The organism is Pseudomonas syringae group sp. J254-4, from assembly GCF_032586855.1.
In the GTDB taxonomy this organism is placed as follows: Bacteria; Pseudomonadota; Gammaproteobacteria; order Pseudomonadales; family Pseudomonadaceae; genus Aquipseudomonas; species Aquipseudomonas amygdali.
Window position 1 is genome coordinate 14,157 of record NZ_JAWHOO010000024.1, and the last position, 25,373, is coordinate 39,529.

The 25,373-nt window shown below is 59.3% G+C and carries 26 protein-coding genes; 5 read left to right on the forward strand and 21 right to left on the reverse strand.

What is annotated here, in order from left to right:
* Positions 1-39: 39 nt before the first annotated feature.
* Positions 40-1,047, reverse strand: a complete 1,008-nt coding sequence (locus RYB09_RS22600) for an RHS repeat-associated core domain-containing protein (protein WP_316890300.1) — start codon at positions 1,045-1,047, stop codon at positions 40-42.
* A 422-nt stretch (positions 1,048-1,469) separates the two neighbouring features.
* Positions 1,470-2,441 carry an RHS repeat-associated core domain-containing protein gene (locus RYB09_RS22605; RefSeq protein ID WP_316890302.1) on the reverse strand — a complete coding sequence of 324 codons (972 nt, stop codon included), beginning with the start codon at positions 2,439-2,441 and terminating at the stop codon, positions 1,470-1,472.
* Between the two features lie 230 nt (positions 2,442-2,671).
* Between RYB09_RS22605 and RYB09_RS22610 the strand changes: the two genes are divergently transcribed.
* Positions 2,672-3,235 (forward strand): DUF2780 domain-containing protein, encoded by a 564-nt coding sequence (locus RYB09_RS22610; protein WP_058401202.1) that lies wholly within the window; start codon positions 2,672-2,674, stop codon positions 3,233-3,235.
* Here the strand turns inward: RYB09_RS22610 and RYB09_RS22615 are convergent.
* Positions 3,215-4,114, reverse strand: a complete 900-nt coding sequence (locus tag RYB09_RS22615; protein WP_316890305.1) for an acyltransferase — start codon at positions 4,112-4,114, stop codon at positions 3,215-3,217. The two genes, RYB09_RS22610 and RYB09_RS22615, sit on opposite strands and share 21 nt — an antisense overlap.
* Before the next feature lie 193 nt (positions 4,115-4,307).
* Here RYB09_RS22615 and RYB09_RS22620 point away from each other — a divergent pair, with 193 nt between their 5' ends.
* Complete coding sequence (locus RYB09_RS22620) at positions 4,308-4,811, forward strand: ATP-dependent zinc protease (RefSeq protein ID WP_002555611.1); 504 nt, start codon at positions 4,308-4,310, stop codon at positions 4,809-4,811.
* A gap of 233 nt (positions 4,812-5,044) precedes the next feature.
* On the opposite strand, the gene RYB09_RS22625 is transcribed toward RYB09_RS22620, so the two are convergent.
* The 10 genes from RYB09_RS22625 to RYB09_RS22670 all read right to left on the reverse strand — a co-directional run bounded on the left by RYB09_RS22625 (position 5,045) and on the right by RYB09_RS22670 (position 16,041).
* On the reverse strand, positions 5,045-5,674 hold the full coding sequence (locus RYB09_RS22625) for a glutathione S-transferase family protein (protein WP_058401200.1): 630 nt from the start codon (positions 5,672-5,674) through the stop codon (positions 5,045-5,047).
* A gap of 69 nt (positions 5,675-5,743) precedes the next feature.
* The gene (locus tag RYB09_RS22630; RefSeq protein WP_004654803.1) at positions 5,744-5,926 is read right to left on the reverse strand and encodes a hypothetical protein; all 183 of its coding nucleotides are present in this window, start codon (positions 5,924-5,926) and stop codon (positions 5,744-5,746) included.
* The gene (locus RYB09_RS22635) at positions 5,923-7,056 is read right to left on the reverse strand and encodes a PepSY-associated TM helix domain-containing protein (RefSeq protein WP_316890310.1); all 1,134 of its coding nucleotides are present in this window, start codon (positions 7,054-7,056) and stop codon (positions 5,923-5,925) included. The genes RYB09_RS22630 and RYB09_RS22635 overlap by 4 nt, the downstream gene beginning before the upstream one ends.
* A 121-nt stretch (positions 7,057-7,177) precedes the next feature.
* On the reverse strand, positions 7,178-8,161 hold the full coding sequence (locus tag RYB09_RS22640; RefSeq protein ID WP_316890312.1) for a FecR family protein: 984 nt from the start codon (positions 8,159-8,161) through the stop codon (positions 7,178-7,180).
* The gene (locus RYB09_RS22645) at positions 8,158-8,676 is read right to left on the reverse strand and encodes an RNA polymerase sigma factor (RefSeq protein ID WP_002555616.1); all 519 of its coding nucleotides are present in this window, start codon (positions 8,674-8,676) and stop codon (positions 8,158-8,160) included. The genes RYB09_RS22640 and RYB09_RS22645 overlap by 4 nt, the downstream gene beginning before the upstream one ends.
* Positions 8,677-8,962: 286 nt before the next feature.
* The gene (gene betA, locus RYB09_RS22650; protein ID WP_005758134.1) at positions 8,963-10,669 is read right to left on the reverse strand and encodes a choline dehydrogenase; all 1,707 of its coding nucleotides are present in this window, start codon (positions 10,667-10,669) and stop codon (positions 8,963-8,965) included.
* Positions 10,670-10,809: 140 nt separating this feature from the next.
* A complete protein-coding gene (betB, locus tag RYB09_RS22655; RefSeq protein ID WP_122281038.1) occupies positions 10,810-12,282 on the reverse strand; it encodes a betaine-aldehyde dehydrogenase in 1,473 nt (490 codons plus the stop codon).
* A gap of 106 nt (positions 12,283-12,388) precedes the next feature.
* On the reverse strand, positions 12,389-12,982 hold the full coding sequence (gene betI, locus RYB09_RS22660; protein WP_057403222.1) for a transcriptional regulator BetI: 594 nt from the start codon (positions 12,980-12,982) through the stop codon (positions 12,389-12,391).
* 298 nt (positions 12,983-13,280) lie between these two features.
* Complete coding sequence (locus tag RYB09_RS22665; protein WP_122259549.1) at positions 13,281-14,669, reverse strand: DUF3482 domain-containing protein; 1,389 nt, start codon at positions 14,667-14,669, stop codon at positions 13,281-13,283.
* A complete protein-coding gene (locus RYB09_RS22670) occupies positions 14,662-16,041 on the reverse strand; it encodes a DUF2868 domain-containing protein (RefSeq protein ID WP_122259548.1) in 1,380 nt (459 codons plus the stop codon). Before RYB09_RS22670 ends, RYB09_RS22665 begins: the two co-directional genes overlap by 8 nt.
* 109 nt (positions 16,042-16,150) lie before the next feature.
* On the opposite strand from RYB09_RS22670, the gene RYB09_RS22675 reads away from it, so the two are divergent.
* A complete protein-coding gene (locus RYB09_RS22675; protein WP_054071412.1) occupies positions 16,151-16,663 on the forward strand; it encodes a dihydrofolate reductase in 513 nt (170 codons plus the stop codon).
* Between the two features lie 190 nt (positions 16,664-16,853).
* On the forward strand, positions 16,854-17,912 hold the full coding sequence (locus RYB09_RS22680; protein ID WP_024661887.1) for a hypothetical protein: 1,059 nt from the start codon (positions 16,854-16,856) through the stop codon (positions 17,910-17,912).
* A 61-nt stretch (positions 17,913-17,973) separates the two neighbouring features.
* On the opposite strand, the gene trmB is transcribed toward RYB09_RS22680, so the two are convergent.
* The 4 genes from trmB to RYB09_RS22700 form a co-directional block, all read right to left on the reverse strand.
* Positions 17,974-18,621: a tRNA (guanosine(46)-N7)-methyltransferase TrmB gene (gene trmB, locus RYB09_RS22685; RefSeq protein ID WP_227447952.1), complete on the reverse strand. Its 648-nt coding sequence runs from the start codon at positions 18,619-18,621 to the stop codon at positions 17,974-17,976.
* A gap of 97 nt (positions 18,622-18,718) precedes the next feature.
* Entirely contained in the window at positions 18,719-19,513 is a 795-nt protein-coding gene (locus RYB09_RS22690) for a thiazole synthase (protein ID WP_003304387.1), read from the reverse strand.
* 51 nt (positions 19,514-19,564) lie between these two features.
* Positions 19,565-19,765, reverse strand: a complete 201-nt coding sequence (gene thiS / locus RYB09_RS22695) for a sulfur carrier protein ThiS (RefSeq protein ID WP_003372514.1) — start codon at positions 19,763-19,765, stop codon at positions 19,565-19,567.
* A 115-nt stretch (positions 19,766-19,880) separates the two neighbouring features.
* Entirely contained in the window at positions 19,881-20,261 is a 381-nt protein-coding gene (locus RYB09_RS22700) for a DUF423 domain-containing protein (protein WP_003372515.1), read from the reverse strand.
* 80 nt (positions 20,262-20,341) lie between these two features.
* Between RYB09_RS22700 and mtgA the strand changes: the two genes are divergently transcribed.
* The gene (gene mtgA / locus RYB09_RS22705; protein ID WP_058401210.1) at positions 20,342-21,052 is read left to right on the forward strand and encodes a monofunctional biosynthetic peptidoglycan transglycosylase; all 711 of its coding nucleotides are present in this window, start codon (positions 20,342-20,344) and stop codon (positions 21,050-21,052) included.
* 136 nt (positions 21,053-21,188) lie between these two features.
* On the opposite strand, the gene rpoH is transcribed toward mtgA, so the two are convergent.
* From rpoH to ftsY, 4 genes are all read right to left on the reverse strand, one after another.
* Positions 21,189-22,043, reverse strand: coding sequence for an RNA polymerase sigma factor RpoH (rpoH, locus tag RYB09_RS22710; RefSeq protein ID WP_002555629.1), 855 nt, complete (start codon positions 22,041-22,043; stop codon positions 21,189-21,191).
* Between the two features lie 118 nt (positions 22,044-22,161).
* On the reverse strand, positions 22,162-23,196 hold the full coding sequence (gene ftsX, locus RYB09_RS22715; RefSeq protein WP_316890321.1) for a permease-like cell division protein FtsX: 1,035 nt from the start codon (positions 23,194-23,196) through the stop codon (positions 22,162-22,164).
* A complete protein-coding gene (gene ftsE / locus RYB09_RS22720; protein ID WP_002555631.1) occupies positions 23,193-23,864 on the reverse strand; it encodes a cell division ATP-binding protein FtsE in 672 nt (223 codons plus the stop codon). Before ftsE ends, ftsX begins: the two co-directional genes overlap by 4 nt.
* A complete protein-coding gene (ftsY, locus tag RYB09_RS22725; RefSeq protein ID WP_122281761.1) occupies positions 23,861-25,351 on the reverse strand; it encodes a signal recognition particle-docking protein FtsY in 1,491 nt (496 codons plus the stop codon). The genes ftsE and ftsY overlap by 4 nt, the downstream gene beginning before the upstream one ends.
* Positions 25,352-25,373 lie beyond the last annotated feature (22 nt).

Consider the following 25,373-nt stretch of genomic DNA (forward strand, 5'->3'; position numbering starts at 1 on the left):
CTAATTACGCCAGCAGATTCAAGAGCGGGGAATGCTCTTTCACATCTGCTGGCGTATTAATCTTAACTCTTCTTCAGCATTAGAAATTTTAAGGGCTAATTTGTAAGAGGGTGGCGTCGATAGATCCTGAATAGGGTTAGCGAGGTTTTTCTGCGATTTCTTGTATTGTTGAACCAGATCATACTCATAAGGGAGACCATCCTCATCATACAAACTTAACGCCGTGTTTGCCTCTTTTTTCAGCTGTGTAGCCCTTTCAACATACTGACTATAAAGCTTATCGTTGGCCTTAAACTCTTTTGCAGATTTTCTATAGTCAAGACCTGCTTGTTTATTCAATTTTTTTGCAGACACACTCACTGACTTGACTTGTCGCACCGCTGCAGAGCGACTTAACTGTGGCGCACTCGCACTTAAGTTCATCCCGTCAGAACCGCGCAACACAGAACTACCAATAACGCCATCCGTAGACAAACGCCGGGAAGGCTTCATTATTTTAAAAGCTCTTAAAAGTCCCTTCATCAAGGTTGGTGTACTCCCTGTCAAGTCAACCCAATTAACCGGATCCCCCTCACAATACCCATACGCATTCACCCCACCCTCACCAAACGGGCTCAGACTGTCCGGGCTGTTGAACCTCATCAACACCGGGTTAAACGCCCGATACCCATTCCCCAGCAAATAGTGCCCCGTCACCGGGTCAACTCGCTGGCCGGTAAAGCCCGGCAGGCTTGCGGGGCCTGAAGGATGACGATGTCCGTAAGGCGTGTAGGCAAACTCCAACCCCTGAGCGGCAATCACTGACTGCTGTTGATCCGTCGCCAACAACGCGCCGTCGCGCTGATTATTTTCTGCACTCAGGCACGCCAGCAAATGCTCATCCGTGCGCATAAGCGTGTGCTGGACCTGCCCCTGAATCTGCGTAGCCAAGAGTATCTTCTGATAAAAAAGGCGAGTGCTGCCCTGCCCCGCAGCCGAACAATCGGCCAGGCGATCCAATGGATCGTAGCGGTAGACACAGAGCACGGATTGCCCGGACGAAGCCATGGTTTCACTCCTTTGAAGTCAGCCAGGGCAGCAAGTCTGGGCTGAGTCCGTGCTTCCGCACAGCTAGCAGAACTAATAGGTGCCAGGCAGAAAGGCGCTGAACACAGTCATGCCGGCGCTCAGACCGAAGCGCCCGCCATCGTGGAGTTTGATGCGGACGTGACGAAGAAATTTGTAATTAATCCGCATAAGTTGTTGGGTACGACTTGAGCACTGCAACCTTATTATCGCCTTCATGATTAAAAGCCCCCCACCTAACCTCTAACCAACCGGGTGATTGGCCTTTATCCGAATCGACTTGGCACAACGACCGGCTTGTGCAACGCGCCATTGCCATGTCGAAGTTTTTAACGACCGTTTTATAATAGTTAACACAATTAACTACAACACGCGATACCTGCTTACCCTTGCCAGAAAATTATTCACGTTTTCGGGATCCATTGTTCCAACTTTCTAACGGCTTCACGAATATCCATTTTTTCACCTGCTATAGACACAATCGTTCGACGAGGGGGTGATGGGGAATTAACGGCCTGCCCGTTCTTGGGAGGAAGGGGTGGTGGTGGCATGTTTTTGGGAGGACGGGGTGGTTTGGGTGGGATAACACTCGATCGCGCGTTTCTGGGAGGAAGGACCGGCGGAATGCCGTTCAGCTGTCCTGTCTTGGGAGGGCGGGGTGGTGGGACAACAAATTGTGACCCATCGATAACATCAGGTGCAGACGTATGCGAGCTCACCGAGTTAGTTGAAGTAGTTACCTGTGTGGACCCGGAACGATCAAGCAACGGGGAAGATAGAGAATCCTGGCTACCTTTTCGACCAAGTAAACGCTGTTTCACACGGCTTGCTCTTTTCAAAATTTTCACTAAAAACGTTGGCCAATGTCCGCCCGGATCAACCCGATTAACCGGATCCGCCTCACAGTACCCATACGCATTCACCCCGCCCTCACCAAACGGGCTCAGACTGTCCGGGCTGTTGAACCTCATCAACACCGGGTTAAACGCCCGATACCCATTCCCTAACAAATAGTGCCCCGTCACCGGGTCAACTCGCTGGCCGGTAAAGCCCGGCAAGCTTGCGGGGCCTGAAGGATGACGATGTCCGTAAGGCGTGTAGGCAAACTCCAACCCCTGAGCGGCAATCACTGACTGCTGTTGGTCCGTCGCCAGTAACAGGCAATCGTTCTGGTTGTTTTCCACACTCAGGTGAGCCAGCAAATGCTCGTCCGTACGCAGAAGCGTGTGCTGTATCTGCCCCTGAATTTGCGTCGCCAAGCGGCTCTTCTGATAAAAAAGCCGCGTCCTGCCCTGCCCCGCAGGCGAGCAGTCGGCAAGACGATCCGTTGCGTCGTAATGGTAAGTGCAGAGCACTACAGGGCTGGCAGAAGACATGAACATCACCTGCGGCGATCGATGATAGAACCGTAATTCTGGGCGTGTGATCTCGTGCTGCACAGCTAGCAGAAATGCTAGGGAGCCCACCTCGTCTGCCAGAGCCGATTCAGGCAAATGAAATAACTGCCTGTCTTCAGCGCGTTGGGAACAAGCCTCTGTTGCTCACAGTCAAACCGTCTGCTTTACCGCCCACTCATGGGCGGTTCAGGTTTGATAAGGGTGACGCAATGAAAACTGCACGCGGTATGGCTTTGGTAACGTTGATGGCACTGGCTGCAAGCCCGGTGTTTGCCTTCAATCTGAATGACGCCGCAAATGCGGTTTCCAATGCCACGAGTGGCAATCAGAAAGCCACGGCGGCCCCTGAAGTCGCAGGGCTGCTTAATACCCTTGGCACCCAGCTCAATGTCACCCCTGAACAAGCCGTTGGCGGAACAGGCGCATTGCTCGGGCTGGCAAAAAATAAACTGACCAGCACCGATTACTCGCAACTGGCCAAATCCGTTCCTGGCCTGGAGCAGATGTCCGGCACCTCCGCACTGGACAGCCTGGGAGGCGCAAACGGGCTGGGCAGTCTGCTCGGTGGCAAGTCCGGCGATAACTCGATGCTCAACAGCGCACTGGGCAACGTGCAGAGCATGGGTGATGTGAATAACGCCTTCAAGGCACTGGGCATGGACAGCACAATGGTCAGCCAGTTTGCCCCGCTGATTCTGCAATACCTCGGGCAGCAAGGTGCCAGCGGTTCGGCGTTGCAGAGCCTGAGTGGGTTATGGGGTACCGGCAGCTGATTCAAGCCGCAACGCCGCAATACGCGCATCTTTCTCCACCCAGAGCTGGTTGACCCAGCTCTGGATTTTCTCGCGAAACACCGGATCGTTCTCGTAGTCGCCCTGCCACAGTGCCGGGTCCATTTCGCGGGTCTTGATGTCGACGATCACCTTGGGCACGCGCCCGCACAGCATGTCCCAGAACCCGGGAATGCCTGAACCTGGATAGACCACAGTGACATCCAGAATGGCGTCCAGTTGCTCACCCATAGCAGCCAGCACGAATGCGACGCCACCGGCCTTGGGCTTGAGCAGATGGGTATAGGGCGATGCTTGAGTCGCATGTTTGCCCGGAGTAAAGCGCGTGCCTTCCAGATAGTTGACGATGGTCACTGGCTGACGCTTGAACAGCTCGCAGGCAGCCTTGGTGATCTCCAGATCCTTGCCCTTCAGCTCCGGGTGCTTCGCTAGAAACGCCTTGCTGTAGCGCTTCATGAACGGGTAATCCAGCCCCCACCACGCCAGACCCAGCAGGGGCACCCAGATCAGTTCTTTTTTCAAAAAAAACTTGAAGAAGGGTTTGCGCCGGTTGAGTGCCTGGACCAGCGCAGGAATATCCACCCACGACTGATGATTGCTGATGACCAGATACGAAGTATCACTGCGCAACCCCTCATCGCCACGAATATCCCATTGCGTCGGTACACAGGTTGCGAAGATAACCTTATCAATCTCGGCCCAGGTTTCGGCAATCCACATAACGGCGACTGAACAGCGATCGCGCATTCGGCCTCTGAACAGCAGCTTGAGCAACGCAAAAACCAATAACGGACCTATCAATACCAGCGTATTGATCAGTAACAGCAAAGCAACAAAACAGCCGGTGAGCAGACGGCGCATGGCGGACTCTTGAAGGTTCAGGGGCGGCAATAATAAAGACCCACGCGTTTTACGCCAATTACACAGGTGCTTACAAATGTTTCACGTCCGGGCATTTATGCTGGCCTGACACTCTTGCTGGCGAACCTACTGCAGGTTCGCTGTCTAAAAACGCGCGCCAATCAGGCGCTGACCATTGCGAGGAACCTCTCACGTGAAACCGATCCTGGCGCTATTGTCGTTGCTGGCCCTGCCGGTCATGGCTGCTGAACCGACGCTGTATGGCCGCTATGAGAACATCAAGGTTCTGGACGTAGACCAGACTTTCAAGGCCAAGATGGACACCGGCGCACTGACTGCTTCACTGTCGGCCAAGGACATCGAGCTGTTCCAGCGTGATGGCGATGACTGGGTGCGATTCCGTCTGGCAACCAAGGGCGCCGACAACAAGGTGTATGAGCACAAGGTGTCGCGGATCAGCAAGATCAAAGGGCGTGCAGAAGGTGATGACGAAGACGACGAAGGCATCAACCCTGCCAAGCGTCCTGTTGTAGACCTGGAACTGTGCCTGGGAAACAAGAAGCGTACGGTCGAAGTCAACCTGGTCGATCGCAGCCACTTCAACTTCCCGCTATTGATCGGCGCCAAGGCGCTGCGCGAGTTCGACGCAGCGGTTAACCCGGCCCGCCGCTACACTGCTGACCAGCCTGACTGCTGAGGCGTCTATCGTGCTCATGCTTCTTCCTGACTATCGTGCGACGCTCCGCGTCGCATGCCGTTCTGGACGCTCCGCGTCCGGTCTTGAGGGCATGGCGCGGCGCAGATCTGTGACGCAGAGCGTCACCCACGGCATTCCCACGCTGGAGCGTGAGGAACGATAGCCGCACGCGAGAACACCATCGTGCCCATGCTCCGCGTGGGTATGCCGTTCAGGACGCTGCGCAGATTGACTCAAACTGGCGGCAGGGTCGCGATCATCGACGGGCGTTGACTGACGTCCAGATACCAAGCGGCCAGTCGCGGATAAGTGCTGCGCCAGTTCAGATCCGGCTGGCGAAAGTCCAGATAACCGAGCGCCACGGCGACGCTGATCGATGCGACATCAAAGGATGTGCTGAGCTCTGTGACCGCATCGCTTTCGAAGTAATGCAGCGAGCGTTCAATCTTCTGCTGCTGGTTGTCCAGCCACTGGTCCCAGTGTTTTTCCTGCGGACGCAAGGCAGTTTCGTAGCGGATCATTACCGCTGCATCCAACACCGCATCGGCCAGCGAAGCCAGGGTCAGGCGCCTCCAGCGTGCCGAGCCTTCCCGGGGGATCAGTGGCAGGCCCACGTGCTGGTGGTCGAGATAATCAAGAATCACCCGGCTGTCGTGAATGACGTTGCCGTCAGCCAGCCTTAGCGCGGGAAGTTTACCGGCCGGGTTGTCTTCATTGAGCTCGGCAGACGGGCTGATCGGTGTCAGCACTGTGGTCTGCAACTCGACGCGGTCGAGCTGAGCGGTTTCATGAAGCATCACCATCACCTTGCGGGCAAAAGGCGAGGCGGCGTTGAAGTACAACGTCATCGTGGGCGCTGACATGGGTGTTCCTCGAATGAGACAGGATCCTAGACTAGTCAGCCTGTGACGCGCCTGCAATGAGCGTTTCAATCAGCCGCGCCGCACCAGCAAGCCCTTGATGCTCAACAGGGCAGCCGTCCCCATGCCCAGCCACGCCAGCGTGTCCCACCAGCCATCACCCAGCAGCGCGGCGAACAAGCCGACGCCGATAAGCAGCGCTATCAAGGCGGGTATCGCAAAGGTCTTCCAGAATCGCGATGGCCTGGAACTCATTGCGCCGCCTGAGCGCGAATCACGCTCAGCGAGCGCGTGGCACGCCGTCTCACCCACCACAGGTACACCCCGCTGCCGAGCACAATGATGGTCAGCACATCCAGTACCGCCCAGAGAATCTTCATCGGCATGCCGCCGTAATCACCGAAATGCAGAGGCTGCGACATACCCAATGCATCCATGTACCAGGGACGCTCGACCACGGCCGTGACTTGCAGCGTCTGCGCGTCGATCAGCACTGGCGTGGCCAGGTGCGCAGTCAAGTGCGTGTTGCCTTTGAGGAACACCGCGTAATGATGCTCGCTGGAGAAGCGCGTGCCGGGGAAAGCGATGAAATCGGCCTGCATGCCGGGCGCAGCGGATTCGGCAATTTCCAGCAATCGAGTCGCCGGGGCGCGCTGGGTCAATGGCGGCGCGTCCTTGTAAGGGGCGATCATGGTCGCCAGCGCATCATTGCGCCAAGAGGCAATCAGCAGATCGGCACAGGCACTGATCACCCCCGTCACGCCCACCACCAGCGCCCAGGTCAATGTGACTACGCCGATCAGGTTGTGCAGGTCCAGCCAACGCGTACGCCTGGATTTATTGACCCGCACCTGGCCGAACTCCAGCTTGCGCATGAACGGCGCATACAACACGGTCCCGGAAACAATCGCCACCACAAACAGCAAACCCATGAACGCCAGCAGCAATTTGCCGGGCAGGTTGGCGTACATGTCTACGTGCAGGCGCAGCATGACCATCATGAAGCCGCCATTGGCAGAAGGCATTTCCAGCGTTTCACCGGTGCGTGCATCAAGGGCGAAGGTGTGCGAGGAATTGGGCTCGGTACCTGCGGTTGCCGCGGTGATGGCCATCACGCCATTGGGGTCTTCGTCGTCCCAGCCGAAATACTGCATCACCTCGCCGGGGCGATGTGCTTCGGCGGCCCTGGCCAGTTGCTCCAGGTTCAGATGCGGCGTGTCGGCAGGCATCTCCTGGTACTGCGGGGCGTCGCCCAGCAGGTGATCGATTTCATGATGGAAGATCAACGGCAGTCCTGTAACCGCGAGCATCAACAAAAACAGGGTGCAAATCAGGCTGCTCCAGGTATGCACGATGGACCAGCGGCGCACGGTTTGGCTTTTCATGGTTTATCCACAGGCGAAGGGACGCAAAACCGAGCGTGCCCCCGAAATGACTTGTAAGACTAAGCCGCTCGAAACCGGAAAAGTGTCAGGGCGATCCGGTGCAGGCATGAAGAGGTATGTTTCAGAGTTTTGCCGGATTGCTGCTGGCCTGCTCATCCCTGGCCAGCACAGTGACCCACCACGCGGTGTGTTGTTCGATCTGCACGGGTAAGGTCGGCAACAACGCCTTGAGCGCCAGGTCAGTGTCGGCCAGCGGGAATGTGCCGGTAATACGCAGATCAGCCACGGTCGAGTCGACACCCAGATGGCCTGTACGGTAACGACCCAGTTCAGCAAGCATGTCCGCCAGCCGGGCGTTGTCCACCACCAACATGCCGCGCGTCCAGGCGTCGACGCCGGAAGGCATGCTGAGCAACGGGCCAAGGCCATTGCGCGTGAGGAGAACCTGCTGGCCCTCGCGCAGAACCTGTTCACCGGACGCATTGCGCGCATTGGCGGCAACCGCTGATTGCAGCACGCTGAGCAGTGTTCCGTCTGGCTCGCGACGGACCAGAAAGCGCGTACCCAGGGCGCGCATTTTGCCATCCGCAGTTTCGACGATGAAGGGACGCGGATCGTCATGATTGCCGGTCTGCACCATTATTTCGCCGTCCTGCAGAATCACCCGACGTTGCTGCGCATCGAAGCGCACATCAATCGCGCTGTGGGTGTTAAGGCGAATCAGGGTGTTGTCCGCCAGACGCACTTCACGCTGTTCGCCGGTGGCGGTGCGCTGGTCGGCAAGCCAGTAATCTATCGGCAGGTAGCGGTCGCCGACGAACAATGCCAGCCCCAACGCCATGAACACCCCGGCCAGACCGCCACCGAGCTTGCGCAAACTGTGCCGCTGGGCACCGGGCGATTGCTGCAATGCCTTGCGCGCCGGACCTGCTGGCAAGGCAAAACGCTGATTGACCATGCCCAACTGGCTCCAGGCCCTGGCATGCTCTTCGTCGGCGGCCAGCCAGCGAGCAAGCTCAGCGTCATTGCCGCTGCTGCCATCCATGTTCAATTGCCACTGGATCGCGGCGTCCAGAACATGAGCGGATACCGGCCTGGTGTTCATGTCGGCTCACCGTAGAGCGCCACATAGCACTGACGCATGGCTTGAGCCAGGTATTGCCTGACGCGCGAAACCGAGACGCCCAGCCGCTCGGCAATTTCGCCGTGGCTCAGCCCGTCGAGGCGACTGTACAGAAAGGCTGCCCGTGCTTTGCTGGAGAGGCTGCCCAGCATACGGTCGATCGCTTTGAGGTCTTCCAGAATCAGCATCTGCTCTTCCGGCGAAGGCTGCTCGGCCTCGGGAACCTGCATCAACTCCCCGAGATAAGCCTGCTCCAGCGCAGCGCGGCGGAAGTAGTCGAACATCAGTCCCTTGGCAACGGCCGCCAGGAACGCTCGAGGCTCTCTGGGCGTCAGCAATTCCTGTCGCCCGAGCAAACGCACGAACGTGTCCTGACTCAAATCCTGAGCACGCTGTGGACAGGCGACATTGCGTCTGAGCCAGGCCAGCAGCCAACCACGATGATCGCGATACAGCGCGCCAACAATCTCGCTATGAGTGCTTGGGACTGACGACACGAATAGCCTCGATGAGAAAGATCTAACTAAAGAGAATCATTCGCGATTGTGGCAGAGCGGAGGGATGGTGGCAATTCGCGTCTGTCGGGAGGAGGGTCTGAATCGAGTTGGCGCTCGTACCAATGCTCCGCGTCCATTGCAACGCGGAGCGTCGGGAAATGCATTCCCACGCTGCAGCGTGAGGAACGAGAATCCTGTAACTATCGTGCCGATGCTCCAGTGTGAAATACATTCACGCTGGAGCATTCACAACGAAAGGCGTCCAGGGAGGACGCCCGTCGTCAGATCAGGCCTGGTGGCTGATTTCGCGCAGCGGCTTGCCGCGTGCCGGCTTGTCGCCTGCAACGAAGTAGTCGGCGGTGCTGCGTGGCAGCGGCTGACGACCGCGGATCTTGTCGGCGATTTTCTCGGCGATCATGATTGTCGGTGCATTCAGGTTGCCCGTGGTGATGATCGGCATGATCGAGGCATCGACTACGCGCAGGCTTTGCAGGCCATGCACACGGCCCTGACCGTCGACAACGGCCATCTCGTCGGTGCCCATCTTGCACGAGCAGGACGGGTGGTAAGCCGTTTCGGCGTGCTCACGTACGAACTGGTCCAGCGCTTCATCAGATTGCACATCGATACCAGGGCTGATTTCGCGGCCACGGTACGGGTCCAGAGCCGGTTGCTGCATGATCTCGCGAGTCAGGCGGATGCCATCACGGAACTCCTGCCAGTCCTGCTCGCTGGACATGTAGTTGAACAGGATGCTCGGGTACTCGCGCGGGTCTTTGGATTTGACCTGCACACGACCGCGGCTCGGCGAACGCATGGAGCCAACGTGAGCCTGGAAGCCGTGCTCCTGAACGCCCTTGGTACCGTTGTAGTTAATCGCGACCGGCAGGAAGTGATACTGAATGTTCGGCCATTCGAACGCTTCGCTGGAGCGAATGAAACCACCGGCTTCAAACTGGTTGCTCGCACCGATACCCGTACCGAGGAACATCCACTCGGCACCAATGGCAGGCTGGTTCCACCACTTCAGCGAAGGGTACAGCGACACCGGCTGGGTGCAGGCGTACTGCAGGTACATCTCCAGGTGATCCTGAAGGTTCTGGCCAACGCCCGGCAGGTCATGAACCACCGGAATATCCAGCTTGTTCAGCACTTCGGCCGGGCCGACACCGGAACGCTGGAGAATCTGCGGCGAAGCGATTGCGCCGCCACACAACAGCACTTCCTTGCGGGCACGGGCCTGGATGCGGGTGTCGCTGTCGCCTACCAGGTACGCCACGCCGACGGCACGCTTGCCTTCGAACAGAATGCGATCGGTCAGCGCGTGAGTGACGATGGTCAGGGTCGAGCGCTTCTTGGCCTCGTCCAGATAACCACGGGCGGTACTGGCACGACGACCGTTAGGCGTCACGGTGCGGTCCATCGGACCGAAGCCTTCCTGCTGATAACCATTGAGGTCGTCAGTGCGCGGGAAACCGGCTTGCACGCCCGCCTCGACCATCGCATGGAACAGCGGATTGTTGCCCGCCTTGGGCGTGGTCACGCTGACCGGACCTTCACCACCGTGGTAGTCATTCGGGCCGATGTCGCGGGTTTCGGCCTTGCGGAAGTACGGCAGGCAGTCGAGGTAGCTCCAGTCTTCGAGACCCGGCTCCTTGGCCCAGCCGTCATAGTCCATCGCGTTGCCGCGGATGTAGCACATGCCGTTGATCAGCGACGAACCGCCCAGGCCTTTACCACGACCGCATTCCATGCGGCGGTTGTTCATGTGTGGCTCTGGCTCGGTCTCGTAGGCCCAGTTATAGCGGCGTCCCTGTAGCGGGAATGCCAGTGCGGCTGGCATCTGGGTACGGAAATCCAGACGATAGTCCGGGCCACCGGCTTCCAGCAGCAGAACAGTGACGCCCGCGTCTTCGGTGAGACGGGCTGCCAGGGTGTTACCGGCAGAGCCGGCACCAATGATGATGTAGTCGTATTCGGATTGAGTCGTCATAGAGGCTCCCTCATAGAGCTGCAAGTCTCAAGCCTTGGCTGCAAGCAGAAGCAGCGAGGCGATACTTGTGAAAATGGGGTGCGGCAAACCGCTTTTGATTGCGTCTGCTTGAGGTTTGCCGCGTGCCACTTGAACCGTGTTTAGAAAACCGAGGCGTAGTCGCCCAGTTCGATCTGTACCGACTTGATCCGCGTGTACTGCGCCAGCGAGCTGATACCGTTTTCACGACCAACGCCCGACTGCTTGTAACCGCCGACCGGCATTTGTGCCGCCGATTCGCCCCAGGCGTTGATCCAGCAGATACCGGCTTCCAGCAGATGAATCACGCGGTGTGCGCGGTTCAGGTCACGGGTCACGATGCCTGCGGCCAGACCGAAATCGGTGTCGTTGGCGCGGCGCACCACTTCTTCTTCGGTGTCGTAGCCGAGGATGCTCATCACCGGGCCGAAGATTTCTTCACGCACGATGGTCATGTTGTCGGTGCAGTCGGTAAACACGGTTGGCGCAACGAAAGCGCCCTTGTCGAACACACCACCGGTCAAGCGATCACCGCCGCACAACAGGCGTGCGCCCTGCTCTTTGCCCTTGGCGATGTAGCCCAGCACACTTTCCATGTGCTCGAAGCTGACCAGCGGGCCGAAGTTGATGTTTTCGTCTTCCGGGTTACCGGCGCGAATACGCTTCACACGCTCAAGGATTTTCGCTTCGAATTCGGCTTTCAACGCGTTCGGTACAAACACGCGCGTACCGTTGGTGCAGACCTGGCCGGAGCTGTAGAAGTTGGCCATCATTGCGATGTCGGCAGCACGGTCCAGATCAGCGTCGTCAAACACGATCAGCGGCGACTTGCCGCCCAGCTCCATGGTCACTTCCTTGAGCGAAGAGCTCGATGCACTGGCCATGACTTTCTTGCCGGTGTCGGTGCCGCCGGTGAACGACACTTTCTCGATGCGCGGATGCTCGGTGATCCAGGTGCCGACTTCACGGCCGCTGCCGGTCAACACGTTGAATACGCCGTTCGGCACGCCTGCTTCGGTGTAGATTTCTGCCAGCTTCAAGGTGGTCAGCGAGGTGACTTCACTTGGCTTGAAGATCATCGCGTTGCCCGCCGCCAGCGCCGGTGCGGATTTCCACAGGGCGATCTGGATCGGGTAGTTCCACGCACCGATGCCTGCAACCACACCCAGCGGCTCTCGGCGGGTGTAAACGAAGGAGGAATCACGCAGCGGGATCTGTTCGCCTTCGATGGCGGGCACCAGGCCTGCGTAGTATTCCAGCACGTCAGCGCCGGTCACGATATCCACGTAACGGGTTTCGGAGATGGCCTTGCCGGTGTCCAGCGTTTCCAGCGCAGCCAGTTCGTCGTTGCGCTCACGCAGGATATCGACAGCACGACGCAGGATGCGCGAACGCTCGACGGCGGTCATGGCAGCCCAGATCTTCTGGCCTTTTTCAGCAGCAACGACTGCGCGCTCGACGTCTTCCTTGCCGGCACGCTGGATCTGCGCCAGTACTTCGCCGTTCGCCGGGTTGATGGCATCGAAAGTTTCAGTGTTGCTGGCATCGACGTAACCGCCATCGATGTAAAGTTTCTGCAGTTCAAAACGGGCCATAAAGTCCTCGCAAATTCAGTGGGGGGGGCGATGACTGATTTCAGTGTGCCGGAAACATTGGGCAACACGGTCTTGCAGTCGTTCGGCAGGCAGGCTTCGAAAGCTCTCAGCCAGCCGATTTCGCCAGTTGAAAATCCATGTATTCGTAGGCAATCCGTTGTGCTTGCTCGGTGTCGAATGCATCGCCTGACAACGCGCCTCTCAGCCACAGCCCGTCTATCAGGGCGGCAAGCCCGCGGGCGGCGCTGCGTGCCTGTTCCAGTGGCAAGGTACGGCGGAACTGACAGCACAGATTCGAATACAAACGGTGGTCGTTGATACGCTGCAATCGGTGCAGCGAAGGGTGATGCATGCTGGTCGCCCAGAAGGCCAGCCAGGTTTTCATGGCCGGGCCGCTGACCTGACTGGCATCGAAGTTACCTTCGATGATCACTTGCAGATGAGCCCTTGGGCTGTCTTCGGTCAGCGCCTGCCGACGTTCGCGGACGTTCAGGATCAAGGCGTTCATCAGATGCCGCATCGTGGCGGCAATCAGGCCGTTCTTGTCCTGAAAATAGTGACTGATGATGCCGTTGGACACGCCCGCCAGTCGCGCAATCAGAGCAATGCTGGCGTCGCCCATACCGACCTGATCGACCGCTGTGAGCGTGGCCTGGATCAGTTGTTGGCGGCGGATGGGTTGCATTCCGACCTTGGGCATTGGCGCGATTCTCCCGGGTGTCTGCAATGATCGTTGTACCAAAACGGTGAGGCCAGTCTAAAGATTTTTTATTGAACGATCAATCAATAAAAAATAATCGGCAGGTTTTCGCCGGTAAACGGCAAGCTGAAAAGCGCCTGAATGCGGGGGTTCTGGAGGATGCGTCAAGGCGCAGATACGTGACGCGGAGCGTCACCCACGGCATTCCCACGCTGGAGCGATATCTCAACTATCGTGCGACGCTCCGCGTCGCATGCAGTTCTGGACGCTCTGCGTCCGGTCTTCAGCGCCGGAACAGTCAATCCTGCAGAACCACATCCGCCAGTTGATCAATCGCTTCCTGCCGCTCAGCCTGATTCGGTTTGGCGTGCGGGTTAAGTGTTGACCATTGCGGGTGGGCACGGGCGCGGGTGAGCGGCTCGGGGATTTTGCCTTTGCGCCAGGTTTTGTCCTGCGGCGTGGTCAATTCCATGCTGTGAATGGCCGCATGGCCTCTCACTCCCAACGCCAGCAACAAGTGCCCCTGTCGCAGAGCAAGCAGGCGCAACACTGCATCGTCCACCGTCAACTCCCTGCGGCCCTTCAACTTGCCCAGCAAGCGTCCGCCGTAGCTGCGCGCCGTCAACAGGGCACCGCCTGCAATCGCACCGACCAAAGCCGCCGCGCCAAGCGTTACGCCGCCGACCATCAAGTCGACCCCTGCCCCGGCCGCCGCACCGGCTGCCACGCCGCCACCAACCCGCACGCCCATCAACCTGAGGGTTTCCGGATTGAACAGATCATCGCCCCAACGGCCGTCCATCAACGGCAAATCGCTGGTAGACACGTCGTCCTTGCGAAAGGCATACAGCTTGAGCAGCGCCTCGACACATTGCTGCTCACGCTGACGAACAGCCTTGCGCAACGCTTCCACAGCCTGCTGTTCCTGCTCGGCAGTGGTCTCGACGCTACGCCGACACGCTGCACAGTCAATCAACAGTTCGGCGATAAGCCGCGCCGCGCTGTGTTTTCTGGCTCGACGTTGTTTCTCCTGATCCTCAATCAAACGTTCAAGCCGAGGCCGCGCGCTTTCCAGCAGCAGCGCCAGGCTTTCATACAGACGACGGCCGCCATCTTCCGGCGGTGCGACGCTGTCGAAGCGCACCAATGCATGCAGCCCCAGGCGTGAAAGTGCCTCTCGCCATTCCGGCTCGCGGTGCTCGCGCGCACTGACGAAATTGAGCACAGGCAGCAACGGCTTGCCACAACTGGCCAGCACCGCCAGCTCGTCACGGTACTTGGCGAGCACCGGTTCGCGTGCATCGATCACATACAGCCCGGCGTCCGAGCCGAGCAACTGGCGCATGACCTTGGCCTCTTGCTCAAAGCGTTGGCGTGCCTCGCTGCCCTCCAGAAAGCGCGCCAGTCGCGCCGGCCCGTCCAGACGCTCGCCGGGACGGTCCAGGCGCTCCAGATAATCGAGCAGTGCGATAGCGTCTTCCAGGCCAGGCGTGTCGTACAGCTCGACCAAGGCCTCGCCGTCCACAGAAAGGCGCGCGCCTTCCACATGACGGGTGGTGCTGGGCCGGTGAGACACTTCACCGAAGCTGACATCGCCGGTCAGGGTGCGCAGCAGCGACGTCTTGCCGACATTGGTGTGGCCGACCACCGCCAGCTTGATGGCACGGGCATTGTCTGCTTCAGTCATGGCCTGTCTCCAGCCAGTTCAAGGGCGCGCTGTCGGTGCGCGGCAACTGCAACCCATCCAGAGCGGCGTGCCAGTCGCCCAGACGCTCCAGATCGAGCACCTGCCCGGCAGGCGCGGGCAGCAGCCAGACGCGTGTCGCCCCCGCGCTGCGCGCCAGTTCGGCCATCAGCGCCAGACTGCCGCGATCCGGTGAACGGCGAGGATCACAGGCGACCACCATGCGCGCAGGCGGATAGTGAGTCAGTTGTTCCAGCAGCTTGTGTCGCGACTCGCGGCTGTCGAGAATGCCCGCATCGACCACGCCGGACGGCAGTTCTGGCGGCCAGACGTGTTGATCATCCAGCTCGATGGCCACCAGCAACGCGCCATTGCTGTCGGACGCACCTACGCCGGGCTGAACCTGATGCAACGCGGCGGGTTCGACGTCATTGACGCCCAATCGCTCGCTGCTGGGCATCAAACGTTCACGCAGTTCAAGGTACTCGGGCAATTCAAGATCGAGACGCAGCCCCGCCCGCCCCTGCTTCCAGCGCCACAGGCAGAACGCTGCCAGCAACAGGCGCGGCACAATGCCGTAGACCAGCAGTACGCCCACCAGCCACGCAGCCCAGGCCTGACGTGCATTCTCGATACTCAAAGCGCCATTGCCGCTGGCGCGAATCATGGCTTCGTCCGGCACACTGAAGCCCAGCCACGCCGGGACGGTACTGAGTGCCTGGGTCAGGCCGACAAAGGTGTCGCTGCTCAAAATGGTGGTTTCCCAGACAAACCCGTAGCGCCGGGTCGCCATCAGCATCAACAGCACCACCAGCGCACTGACCAGCGCCAGCAGCCACAGGCTGTGAACCACCAGGCCGAGCACCCAGCGATTCAGGCGCTTGCGTTGCAGCAGCAAAACCAGCGCTGGGGCAAGCTGCGCGGCCTGGGCGTCACGGGCAAGCTTTTCACTCAACCACAGCCATAAGCGGCCCAGCCCACTGTTGCTGCGGCCAGCGAAGATCAAGCCCAGCGCCCAGGCAGCCAGCAGCACCAGATTAAGCCCAAGCAGACTGCCCAGCGCCCAGAACACATTGACCGGTGCCTGCCCGTCGCCCATTGCGGCGAAGGCCAGGCCCGCGCCACTGATGACAGCGAACACCGCCAGCGCAACCAACGCCAACCGCGCGCCCTGCTTCCAGTGGTGCAATGCGCCGAGCATGCCGTCACGCTGTGCCAGCCCAAGGGCGCGATGGGTAATACGAGCAGTCAGGTCGCCTCCGGCTGCCCGGGCGCGGCGATTGACTTCCTGATCATCCAGCGCGCCAGCCTGTTGTTCACGCAGGCGCACGGCTTCGGTCAGCCAGAGGGTATCGAGTGGGGTCAGTGCAGTCACACAGTGTCTCTTGGTTGAATTCAGCGGTGAGCATAACCGCTGTCATGGGACTGAGCACGGCGTGTGTCAGTTCATTCGCCTGCCCCGCGACCTCTGATATCCTCGGCGCATGAAAACTCATCTCCCCCTCAGCCTGATTGCCGCCCTTGGTGAAAACCGAGTGATTGGCGTCGACAATTCCATGCCCTGGCATTTGCCGGGGGATTTCAAATACTTCAAGGCCACGACGCTCGGCAAGCCGATCATCATGGGTCGCAAGACCTGGGATTCGCTGGGCCGCCCGCTGCCCGGTCGCCTCAACCTGGTGGTCAGCCGCCAGACTGATTTGCAGCTTGAGGGCGCGGAAGTCTTCCCTTCGCTGGACGCCGCAGTCGTGCGCGCCGAGCAATGGGCGCAAGAACAGGGTGTCGATGAAGTGATGCTGATCGGCGGCGCGCAGCTGTACGCCCAAGGCCTTGCACAGGCGGATCGCCTGTACCTGACTCGCGTAGCGCTTAGCCCTGATGGCGACGCGTGGTTTCCAGAAATCGATACGGCGCAATGGGCGCTGGTGTCCGATACCGAGAACGCGGCTGTCGATGACAAGCCTGCTTACAACTTTGAAGTCTGGGAACGCGTCTGATAAGCGTTTTTCGGCGCATTTGAGGTCGCTGACGAAAAACTGCAATAAAAGTGTCGCTTTTGGTTTAACTGTCGCAAATAAAGGGGCAAACGGCGTCTTTTGGCCTTTTTCGGGTCGCTGACGTACTTTTGCCTTCACAATAATTTGTTACGGTCTGCCCCTTCGTTTTTTCGACAAGGGGAAATCGCCTATGAAACTCGTGCCAAAACTGTTGGCTGCTGCCGTCTGCTTCGGGCTTGCCAGCCAGGCTATCGCAGCCACCGAATTGAAGCATTGGCCCGAGCCTGCCGCCAAGGCGCTCGACGCGATGATTGCGGCGAATGCCAACAAGGGCAATTACGCAGTCTTCGACATGGACAACACCAGCTACCGCTTCGACCTCGAAGAGTCGCTGCTGCCGTACATGGAAAACAAAGGCCTGATCACCCGCGAAAAACTCGATCCCTCGCTCAAGCTGATCCCCTTCAAAGACACCGCCGAGCACAAGGAAAGCCTGTTCAGCTACTACTATCGCCTTTGCGAAATAGACGACATGGTCTGCTACCCGTGGGTCGCGCAGGTGTTTTCCGGCTTTACGCTGCAGGAGCTCAAAGGCTATGTCGATGAGCTGATGGCCCTGAAAAAGCCGATCCCTGCGACCTACTACGAAGGCGATACCGTCAAGCAGCTCAATGTCGAGCCGCCGCGGGTATTCACCGGGCAGACCGAGCTGTACAACAAGCTGATGGAAAACGGCATCGAGGTGTATGTGATGACCGCCGCGTCCGAAGAGCTGGTGCGTATGGTCGCTGCCGATCCGAAGTACGGCTACAACGTCAAACCGCAGAATGTGATCGGCGTGAGCACGCTGCTCAAGGACCGCAAGACAGGCGAGCTGACCACGGCACGCAAGCAGATCACGGCGGGTAAATACGATCCGAAAAGCAACATGGGTCTGGAGCTGACGCCATACCTGTGGACACCGGCAACCTGGATGGCGGGCAAGCAGGCGGCCATTCTGACCTACATCGACCAGTGGAAAAAACCGGTCCTGGTCGGCGGCGATACCCCGACCAGCGACGGCTACATGCTGTTTCACAGCGTCGACGTGAGCAAGGGCGGCGTGCACTTGTGGATCAACCGCAAGGACAAGTACATGACCCAGCTGAACGGCATGATCAAGGACAATGCCGAAGCTCAGGCCAAGGAGAAGCTGCCGGTCACGGCGGACAAGAACTGGGTGATCGTCAAGCCGGACGAGATTCAGTAAGCCGCCGGACAAGCTTCATGCTGCGTGATCGTGCCCAGGTGACCGGGCACGATCAGCATACTCAGTCGAGCTTTTCGAACTTCAGATCCCAGACGCCGTGCCCAAGCTTCTCGCCACGGCGTTCGAACTTGGTGATCGGCCGTTCCGCAGGGCGCGGAACGTACTGGTTGTCTTCGGCCTGGTTGCGATAACCGGGCGCCACGCTCATCACTTCCAGCATGTATTCCGCGTACGGGCCCCAATCAGTGGCCATGTGGAACACGCCGCCTGCCTTCAGCTTGCTGCGTACCAGTGCGGCGAATTCAGGCTGCACGATGCGGCGCTTGTGGTGACGGCTCTTGTGCCACGGATCCGGGAAGAACAGCATCAGGCGATCAAGGCTGTTATCAGCGACGCAGCGGTTCAGCACTTCAATGGCGTCGCAATCGTAGACGCGCACATTGGTCAGCCCTTGGGTCAGCACACCGTTGAGCAGCGCGCCTACGCCTGGGGAATGCACCTCGACACCGATGAAGTCGTGCTCGGGAGCCGCAGCGGCCATTTCCAGCAGCGAGTGGCCCATGCCGAAGCCGATTTCCAGCGTACGCGGCGCAGCGCGACCGAATACCTGATCGAAATCCACCGGCGCATCGGTCAGCGACAGGCCATACAGCGGAAGACCTTGATCAAGGCCGCGCTGCTGACCTTCGGTCATGCGACCGGCACGCATCACGAAACTCTTGATGCGGCGGTGCGGGCGCTCTTCGCCTTCTTCGACAGCAGGCGACTCTGGGTGCGGAACGTGCGAATCAGTCATCAACGGGCTCTTACTTGATCAGGCCATCCAGCGGCGAAGATGCGCTGGCATAGAGTTTTCGAGGCATGCGTCCGGCGAGGTACGCCAGACGACCGGCAATTACAGCGTGCTTCATGGCTTCGGCCATCATCACCGGCTGCTGAGCATGGGCGATGGCCGAGTTCATCAATACGGCTTCACAGCCCAGCTCCATTGCGATGGTGGCGTCGGAGGCAGTGCCGACACCGGCATCGACCAATACCGGGACCTTGGTTTCTTCAAGGATGATCTGCAGGTTGTATGGATTGCAGATCCCCAGACCACTGCCGATCAGCCCTGCCAGCGGCATGATCGCGATGCAGCCGATTTCGGCCAGCTGGCGAGCGATGATCGGGTCATCGCTGGTGTAGACCATCACGTCGAAACCGTCCTTGACCAGTATCTCGGCAGCCTTGAGGGTTTCGATCACATTCGGAAACAGGGTTTTCTGGTCAGCCAGGACTTCGAGCTTGACCAGATTGCGACCGTCGAGCAATTCCCGCGAAAGGCGGCAGGTGCGCACGGCCTCGGTTGCATCGAAGCAGCCAGCGGTGTTCGGCAAGATGGTGTAGCGATCAGGTGGCAGCACGTCCAGCAGGTTCGGCTCGCCGGGGTTCTGGCCGAGGTTGGTGCGACGCACCGCAACAGTCACGATCTCGGCACCCGAGGCTTCAATGGCCAGACGGGTCTGTTCCATATCGATGTACTTGCCGGTGCCTACCAAAAGACGCGACTCGAAAGTCCGACCGGCCAGGACGAAGGGCTTGTCGCTGCGAACATTGCTCATCGGAAATCCTCATAACGTGCAGATTGGGTTGGGCGCAGTGCGGATTGCGAACTAGCCACCGCCAATGGCATGAACCACTTCGACCTGATCGCCTTCACTCAGGACGGTCGCCGCATGCTGACTGCGCGGCACGATATCCAGGTTCAGTTCCACCGCAACCCGGCGTCCGGCAAGGTCCAGGCGGGTCAGCAATGCCGCGACGGTTTCGCCATCGGGCAATTCAAAGGGTTCACCGTTCAACTGAATGTGCATGCGAGAGCAGCCATCATTTTTGGGGGGCCAGCATTCTAGCCCGATCAGCCGGTATGACCAAGGCAAAGCCACGCCATTCGTCTCAAGCGCGGCCGGCTTCCAGGGGAGCGGATGCTCACGGAGGCGAACCCAGCCTCCAGGCCGCCAGCCCCAGCATCGACCAGCCGAACAGAAATGCCAGACCACCGAACGGGGTGATGATGCCCAGCTTGCTGAAACCGGTCAGGGTCAGCGCGTAGAGGCTGCCGGAAAACAGCAGGATACCGACCGCGAAGGAGAATCCGGCCCAGGTGATCAGGCGCCCGGGGATGTGCGTTGCCAGTATCGCCACGCCGAGCAGGGCCAGCGCGTGGATCAGTTGGTAAAGCACACCCGTATGGAACACCGCCAGGTACTCGGCACTCAGGCGTTCCTTGAGACCGTGGGCGGCAAATGCGCCCAACGCCACACCCGTGAAGCCGAAGAAGGCAGCAAGCATCAAAAAGCTACGAAGCATCAGGAACTCCAGTGAAAAATCGTCGAAAGGCGCACGGTCTGTATAATGGCCCGCTCAACGGGTTCGGCCAAGCCATCTCTATGCTGCAGTCTATTCTTCGTCGCATCGTCAAAGCCCTGCTATGGTTCGCCGCAGGCAGTGTTCTCGTGGTTCTGGTTCTGCGCTGGGTGCCGCCACCGGGCACGGCCCTGATGGTCGAGCGCAAGGTCGAATCCTGGGTCGACGGCGAGCCTATCGACCTGCAACGCGACTGGGAACCGTGGGACAAGATCTCCGACAACCTTAAAATTGCGGTCATTGCCGGCGAGGATCAGAAATTCGCCGAGCACTGGGGTTTCGACGTCGACGCCATTCAAGCGGCCATCCTGCATAACGAGCGCGGTGGCTCGATCCGTGGTGCCAGTACGCTTAGCCAGCAGGTGTCGAAAAACCTGTTCCTGTGGTCCGGTCGCAGTTACCTGCGCAAAGGGCTTGAAGCATGGTTCACCATGCTCATCGAGCTGCTGTGGTCCAAGGAGCGCATCCTTGAGGTGTACCTGAACAGCGTCGAATGGGACGAAGGCGTATTCGGCGCGCAGGCCGCAGCGCAACATCACTTCCGCACCAACGCCAGCGCGCTTTCTGTACAGCAGGCCAGCTACCTCGCCGCCGTCCTCCCCAACCCGCGCGAGTGGAGCGCCAGCCACCCGAGCAGCTACGTTTCCCGCCGTGCAGGCTGGATTCGTCAGCAAATGCGTCAGTTGGGTGGGGATGAGTATTTGCAGGGGTTGAACAGCAGCCGTCGCTGGTGATGGGCTGGCGCTAGTTCGGAGAAGAGGACGCAGAGCGTCCGGAACGGCATGCCCACGCGGAGCATGGGCACGATAGCCAATCCCGCTAACAAAAACGCCCCGATCATCTCGGGGCGTTTTTCGTTGCCGGGTAGCCTTACGCAGCTATCGACGTCTTGAGCTTGTTCATCGCGCTTTTTTCCAGCTGACGAATACGCTCGGCGGAGACGTTGTACTTCTGTGCCAAGTCGTGCAGCGTGGCTTTTTCTTCTGCCAGCCAGCGCTGGTAGAGGATGTCGCGGCTGCGTTCGTCCAGCACGTCCAGCGCCTGATGCAGGTTGGCGGTGGAGTTGTCGGTCCAGTCGGAATCTTCCAGCTGACGCGCCGGGTCGTAGCGGTGGTCTTCCAGATAGTTGGCTGGCGACTGGAACGCACTGTCGTCATCTGCTTCGGCTGCCGGGTCAAAAGCCATGTCATGACCGGTCAGACGGCTTTCCATCTCACGCACTTCACGCGGCTCGACGCCCAGGCTTTCAGCGACGCGATGCACCTCGTCGTTGTTCAGCCAGGCCAGACGCTTCTTCTGGCTGCGCAGGTTGAAGAACAGCTTGCGCTGCGCCTTGGTGGTGGCGACCTTGACGATGCGCCAGTTACGCAGGATGAACTCGTGAATCTCGGCCTTGATCCAGTGCACGGCAAAGGACACCAGACGCACGCCCATTTCGGGGTTGAAGCGCTTCACGGCCTTCATCAGACCGACGTTACCTTCCTGAATCAGGTCAGCCTGAGCCAGACCGTAACCCGAATAACTGCGCGCGATGTGCACGACAAAGCGCAGGTGGGCGAGGACCATTTGTCGGGCCGCGTCCAGATCCTGCTCATAGTAGAGACTTTCAGCCAGTTCACGCTCCTGCTCGGGCGTCAGCAAGGGAATGCTGTTGACCGTGTGCACATAGGCCTCAAGGTTCGCACCCGGGACTAAAGCATAAGCAGGTTGCAAAGAAGTGGTCATACGAAAAAACCTCCAGCGCACAGGTTATGTGCAGTTCAGCAATAGCCAGATTGACCCGGAACCGCTAACCAAGTTCCTTGATTTTCAGAAGCCAGTCTGGTGAACGAAAAATTTGCCTCTAACGGGGCGCCAGTTCACGCAAGTGACGAGCGACCGCAATCCAGGCACCGATATACCCTAACAGAACCGCTCCAAGCAAGAGCGAAAGACCATCACCCATCGGAACACCTGCCAGCGCAAAGTCGCTTCCATAGAGACCTGCCAGCCCGACGACCGCACCGTTCAGCCAGTTCAGGCCATAAGCCAGAACGCCCCAGGACAGGATACCTGCCCCGAAACCGTACAGCGCGCCCATATAAAGGAAGGGTCTGCGCACGTAGCTGTCAGTACCGCCCACCAGCTTGATGACTTCGATTTCGATACGGCGGTTTTCAATATGTAGACGAATTGTGTTACCAATTACTAACAGCAAAGCTGAGACAAGCAAAACCGTCAAGCCGAAAACGAATCGGTCACCCAGCTTGAGGATCGCGGCCAGCCTTTCGACCCAGACCAGATCCAGTTGCGCCTGCTCGACTTTAGGCAGTTCTGCCAACCGCGTGCGCAAGGCTTCCAGCGCAGGTTTGTCCACTTCATCCGGCGTTACCAACACCACGCCTGGAAGCGGGTTCTCTGGCAATTCCTTGAGCGCCTCGCCCAGACCGGACTGTTGCTTGAACTCACCCAATGCCTGCTCGCTGCTGATGTACTCGGCATCTGCTACACCGGGCATCGACTTGATTTCATCGCGCAAGAGAGTGCCATCAGCAGTATTGGCATCCAGCTTCAGGTAGATGGAAATCTGTGCAGCGCGCTGCCAAGAACCACCCAGACGCTCGACATTGCTCAGTAGCAATGACAGGCCCATCGGCAAGCTCAAGGCAATCGCCATCACCAGACAGGTAAAGAAACTGCCAATCGGTTGTTTTCCCAGACGTCGCAGGCTGTCCAGCAGACTGGAGCGATGGCTTTCCAGCCACGCCGACAACAACGCACTGAAATCCGGGCCGTCATCATCATGGTCGTGACGCTGCTTTTTCTTTTTCGGCGGCACTGGATCGGCGGCCTTGGGCGCAACGCGTTCGGAAACCTTGGGGCTGCGTGTAGCACTCATACTCCGGCCTCCCCGTCACCGATCAGACGCCCGCGTTGCAGGGTCAGCATGCGATGGCGCATGCGGGCAATCAATGCAAGGTCGTGACTGGCAATCAGCACGCTGGTCCCCAGTCGGTTGATATCTTCAAACACGCCCATGATTTCCGCCGCCAGACGTGGGTCGAGGTTACCGGTCGGTTCATCGGCCAGCAGCAAGGCCGGGCGATGGACAATGGCGCGGGCAATCCCGACGCGCTGTTGCTGACCGGTGGACAGGTCGCCGGGGTACAGCTCGGCCTTGTCGGACAGCGCCACACGCTCAAGCGCCGAGTCGACCCGTTTGGCAATCTCGGGCTTGGACAGGCCAAGGATCTGCAAGGGCAACGCAATGTTGTTGAACACCGTGCGATCGAACAGCAACTGGTGATTCTGGAACACTACGCCGATCTGGCGACGCAGAAACGGGATCTGTGCGTTGCTGATTTGCCCAAGGTCCTGGCCGGCCAGCATCAGTTTGCCGGTGGTCGGACGCTCCATGGCCAGCAACAGGCGTAACAGCGTGCTTTTGCCGGCACCGGAATGACCAGTGACGAACAAAAACTCGCCGCGACGTACTCGAAAGCTCAGTTCATGCAACCCGACATGTCCATTCGGGTAGCGCTTACCGACCTGCTCGAATCGAATCATGGACGCTCCCGCTCCGCAAACAGTGCCTGAACAAAGGGTTCGGCCTCGAAGGTACGCAAGTCATCAATACCTTCACCAACGCCGATATAGCGAATCGGCAAACCGAACTGCTTGGCCAGGGCGAAAATCACGCCGCCTTTGGCTGTGCCATCCAGCTTGGTAAGCGCCAGCCCGGTCAACGTGACCGTCTGGTTGAATTGCTTGGCCTGATTGATAGCGTTCTGCCCGGTGCCTGCATCGAGAACCAACAGAACCTCGTGAGGGGCATCCGCGTCCAGCTTGCCGATCACCCGGCGAACCTTCTTCAACTCCTCCATCAGGTTGTCCTTGGTGTGCAGGCGACCGGCGGTGTCGGCGATCAACACATCAATGCCACGGGCCTTGGCGGCCTGCACGGCATCGAAAATCACCGAGGCGGAATCGGCACCGGTGTGCTGGGCGATCACCGGAATGTGGTTGCGCTCGCCCCAGACCTGCAACTGCTCGACGGCCGCAGCGCGGAAGGTGTCGCCCGCTGCCAGCATGACTTTCTTGCCTTCCAGTTGCAGCTTCTTGGCCAGCTTGCCGATGGTCGTGGTCTTGCCCGCGCCATTGACGCCGACCACCAGAATCACGAACGGCTTGTGCTCGGCCTTGATCACCAGCGGTTGCTCGACAGGCTTGAGCATCGCAGCCAGTTCGCCCTGCAACGAGGTGTACAACGCCTGGGCGTCGGTCAACTGCTTGCGCGCGACTTTCTGGGTCAGGCTCTTGATGATGACTGAGGTGGCTTCAACGCCGACATCGGCGGTCAGCAGACGGGTTTCGATTTCTTCCAGCAGATCATCATCGATGGCCTTCTTGCCCAGGAACAGGCTGGCCATGCCTTCGCCGATGCTGGCGCTGGTCTTCGACAGGCCCTGCTTCAGGCGAGCAAAGAAGCCGACCTTGCCGGTTTCGGGCTCTTGTACCGGAGCAGGGGCCAGAGCAGGAACCACTTGCGAAACAGGCGCTACCGGGTGTGGCACAGCCTGCGCTGCGACGGGTTCTGGTTCTGGAACAGGCTGAACCAGCAGCGGCTCGGGAACACTCAGCGGCACGATATCGGCCACAGGTTCCGCCGCGGCCGGCTCGGGCACGGCCTGAGCCTGACTTTGCTCCGGGATTGGCGGGGTGATGTGCGGCTCGCGCTCGTCACTCAGAGCCACTGGCTCTTCGGTTACCGGCAAGGTCAGCCACGGCTGAGGCGACGGCGCACCCGGCTCGACGTGGCCTTGCTGCGAATGCGCAACCGGTTCGACGATGCTCTCGGGTACAGATTGCGAGGCAACAGGAGGCTCAACCTGCGGCGTGGTCACAACCGGGTCGTGGACCGGATCGGGTTGCGTCGGGGATGATTCTTGTGGCGCTGGCTCGGCTTGCTGCGGTTTCTTGCGCAGCCATCCGAACAGGCCTTTCTTCTCTCCAGCCTCGGCTGGGGTCTTCTTGTCGTCGTTGGAACCAAACATGGAGGACGGCTATCTCAAGGTT

Coding starts and splice junctions, on each gene's coding strand:
- RYB09_RS22600 (WP_316890300.1), bottom strand. CDS start 1,047: ATGGCTTCGTCCGGGCAATCCGTGCTCTGTGTCTACCGCTACGATCCA.
- RYB09_RS22605 (WP_316890302.1), bottom strand. CDS start 2,441: ATGTCTTCTGCCAGCCCTGTAGTGCTCTGCACTTACCATTACGACGCA.
- RYB09_RS22610 (WP_058401202.1), top strand. CDS start 2,672: ATGAAAACTGCACGCGGTATGGCTTTGGTAACGTTGATGGCACTGGCT.
- RYB09_RS22615 (WP_316890305.1), bottom strand. CDS start 4,114: ATGCGCCGTCTGCTCACCGGCTGTTTTGTTGCTTTGCTGTTACTGATC.
- RYB09_RS22625 (WP_058401200.1), bottom strand. CDS start 5,674: ATGTCAGCGCCCACGATGACGTTGTACTTCAACGCCGCCTCGCCTTTT.
- RYB09_RS22630 (WP_004654803.1), bottom strand. CDS start 5,926: ATGAGTTCCAGGCCATCGCGATTCTGGAAGACCTTTGCGATACCCGCC.
- RYB09_RS22635 (WP_316890310.1), bottom strand. CDS start 7,056: ATGAAAAGCCAAACCGTGCGCCGCTGGTCCATCGTGCATACCTGGAGC.
- RYB09_RS22640 (WP_316890312.1), bottom strand. CDS start 8,161: ATGAACACCAGGCCGGTATCCGCTCATGTTCTGGACGCCGCGATCCAG.
- betA (WP_005758134.1), bottom strand. CDS start 10,669: ATGACGACTCAATCCGAATACGACTACATCATCATTGGTGCCGGCTCT.
- betB (WP_122281038.1), bottom strand. CDS start 12,282: ATGGCCCGTTTTGAACTGCAGAAACTTTACATCGATGGCGGTTACGTC.
- betI (WP_057403222.1), bottom strand. CDS start 12,982: ATGCCCAAGGTCGGAATGCAACCCATCCGCCGCCAACAACTGATCCAG.
- RYB09_RS22665 (WP_122259549.1), bottom strand. CDS start 14,669: ATGACTGAAGCAGACAATGCCCGTGCCATCAAGCTGGCGGTGGTCGGC.
- RYB09_RS22675 (WP_054071412.1), top strand. CDS start 16,151: ATGAAAACTCATCTCCCCCTCAGCCTGATTGCCGCCCTTGGTGAAAAC.
- RYB09_RS22680 (WP_024661887.1), top strand. CDS start 16,854: ATGAAACTCGTGCCAAAACTGTTGGCTGCTGCCGTCTGCTTCGGGCTT.
- trmB (WP_227447952.1), bottom strand. CDS start 18,621: ATGCGTGCCGGTCGCATGACCGAAGGTCAGCAGCGCGGCCTTGATCAA.
- RYB09_RS22690 (WP_003304387.1), bottom strand. CDS start 19,513: ATGAGCAATGTTCGCAGCGACAAGCCCTTCGTCCTGGCCGGTCGGACT.
- thiS (WP_003372514.1), bottom strand. CDS start 19,765: ATGCACATTCAGTTGAACGGTGAACCCTTTGAATTGCCCGATGGCGAA.
- RYB09_RS22700 (WP_003372515.1), bottom strand. CDS start 20,261: ATGCTTCGTAGCTTTTTGATGCTTGCTGCCTTCTTCGGCTTCACGGGT.
- mtgA (WP_058401210.1), top strand. CDS start 20,342: ATGCTGCAGTCTATTCTTCGTCGCATCGTCAAAGCCCTGCTATGGTTC.
- rpoH (WP_002555629.1), bottom strand. CDS start 22,043: ATGACCACTTCTTTGCAACCTGCTTATGCTTTAGTCCCGGGTGCGAAC.
- ftsX (WP_316890321.1), bottom strand. CDS start 23,196: ATGAGTGCTACACGCAGCCCCAAGGTTTCCGAACGCGTTGCGCCCAAG.
- ftsE (WP_002555631.1), bottom strand. CDS start 23,864: ATGATTCGATTCGAGCAGGTCGGTAAGCGCTACCCGAATGGACATGTC.
- ftsY (WP_122281761.1), bottom strand. CDS start 25,351: ATGTTTGGTTCCAACGACGACAAGAAGACCCCAGCCGAGGCTGGAGAG.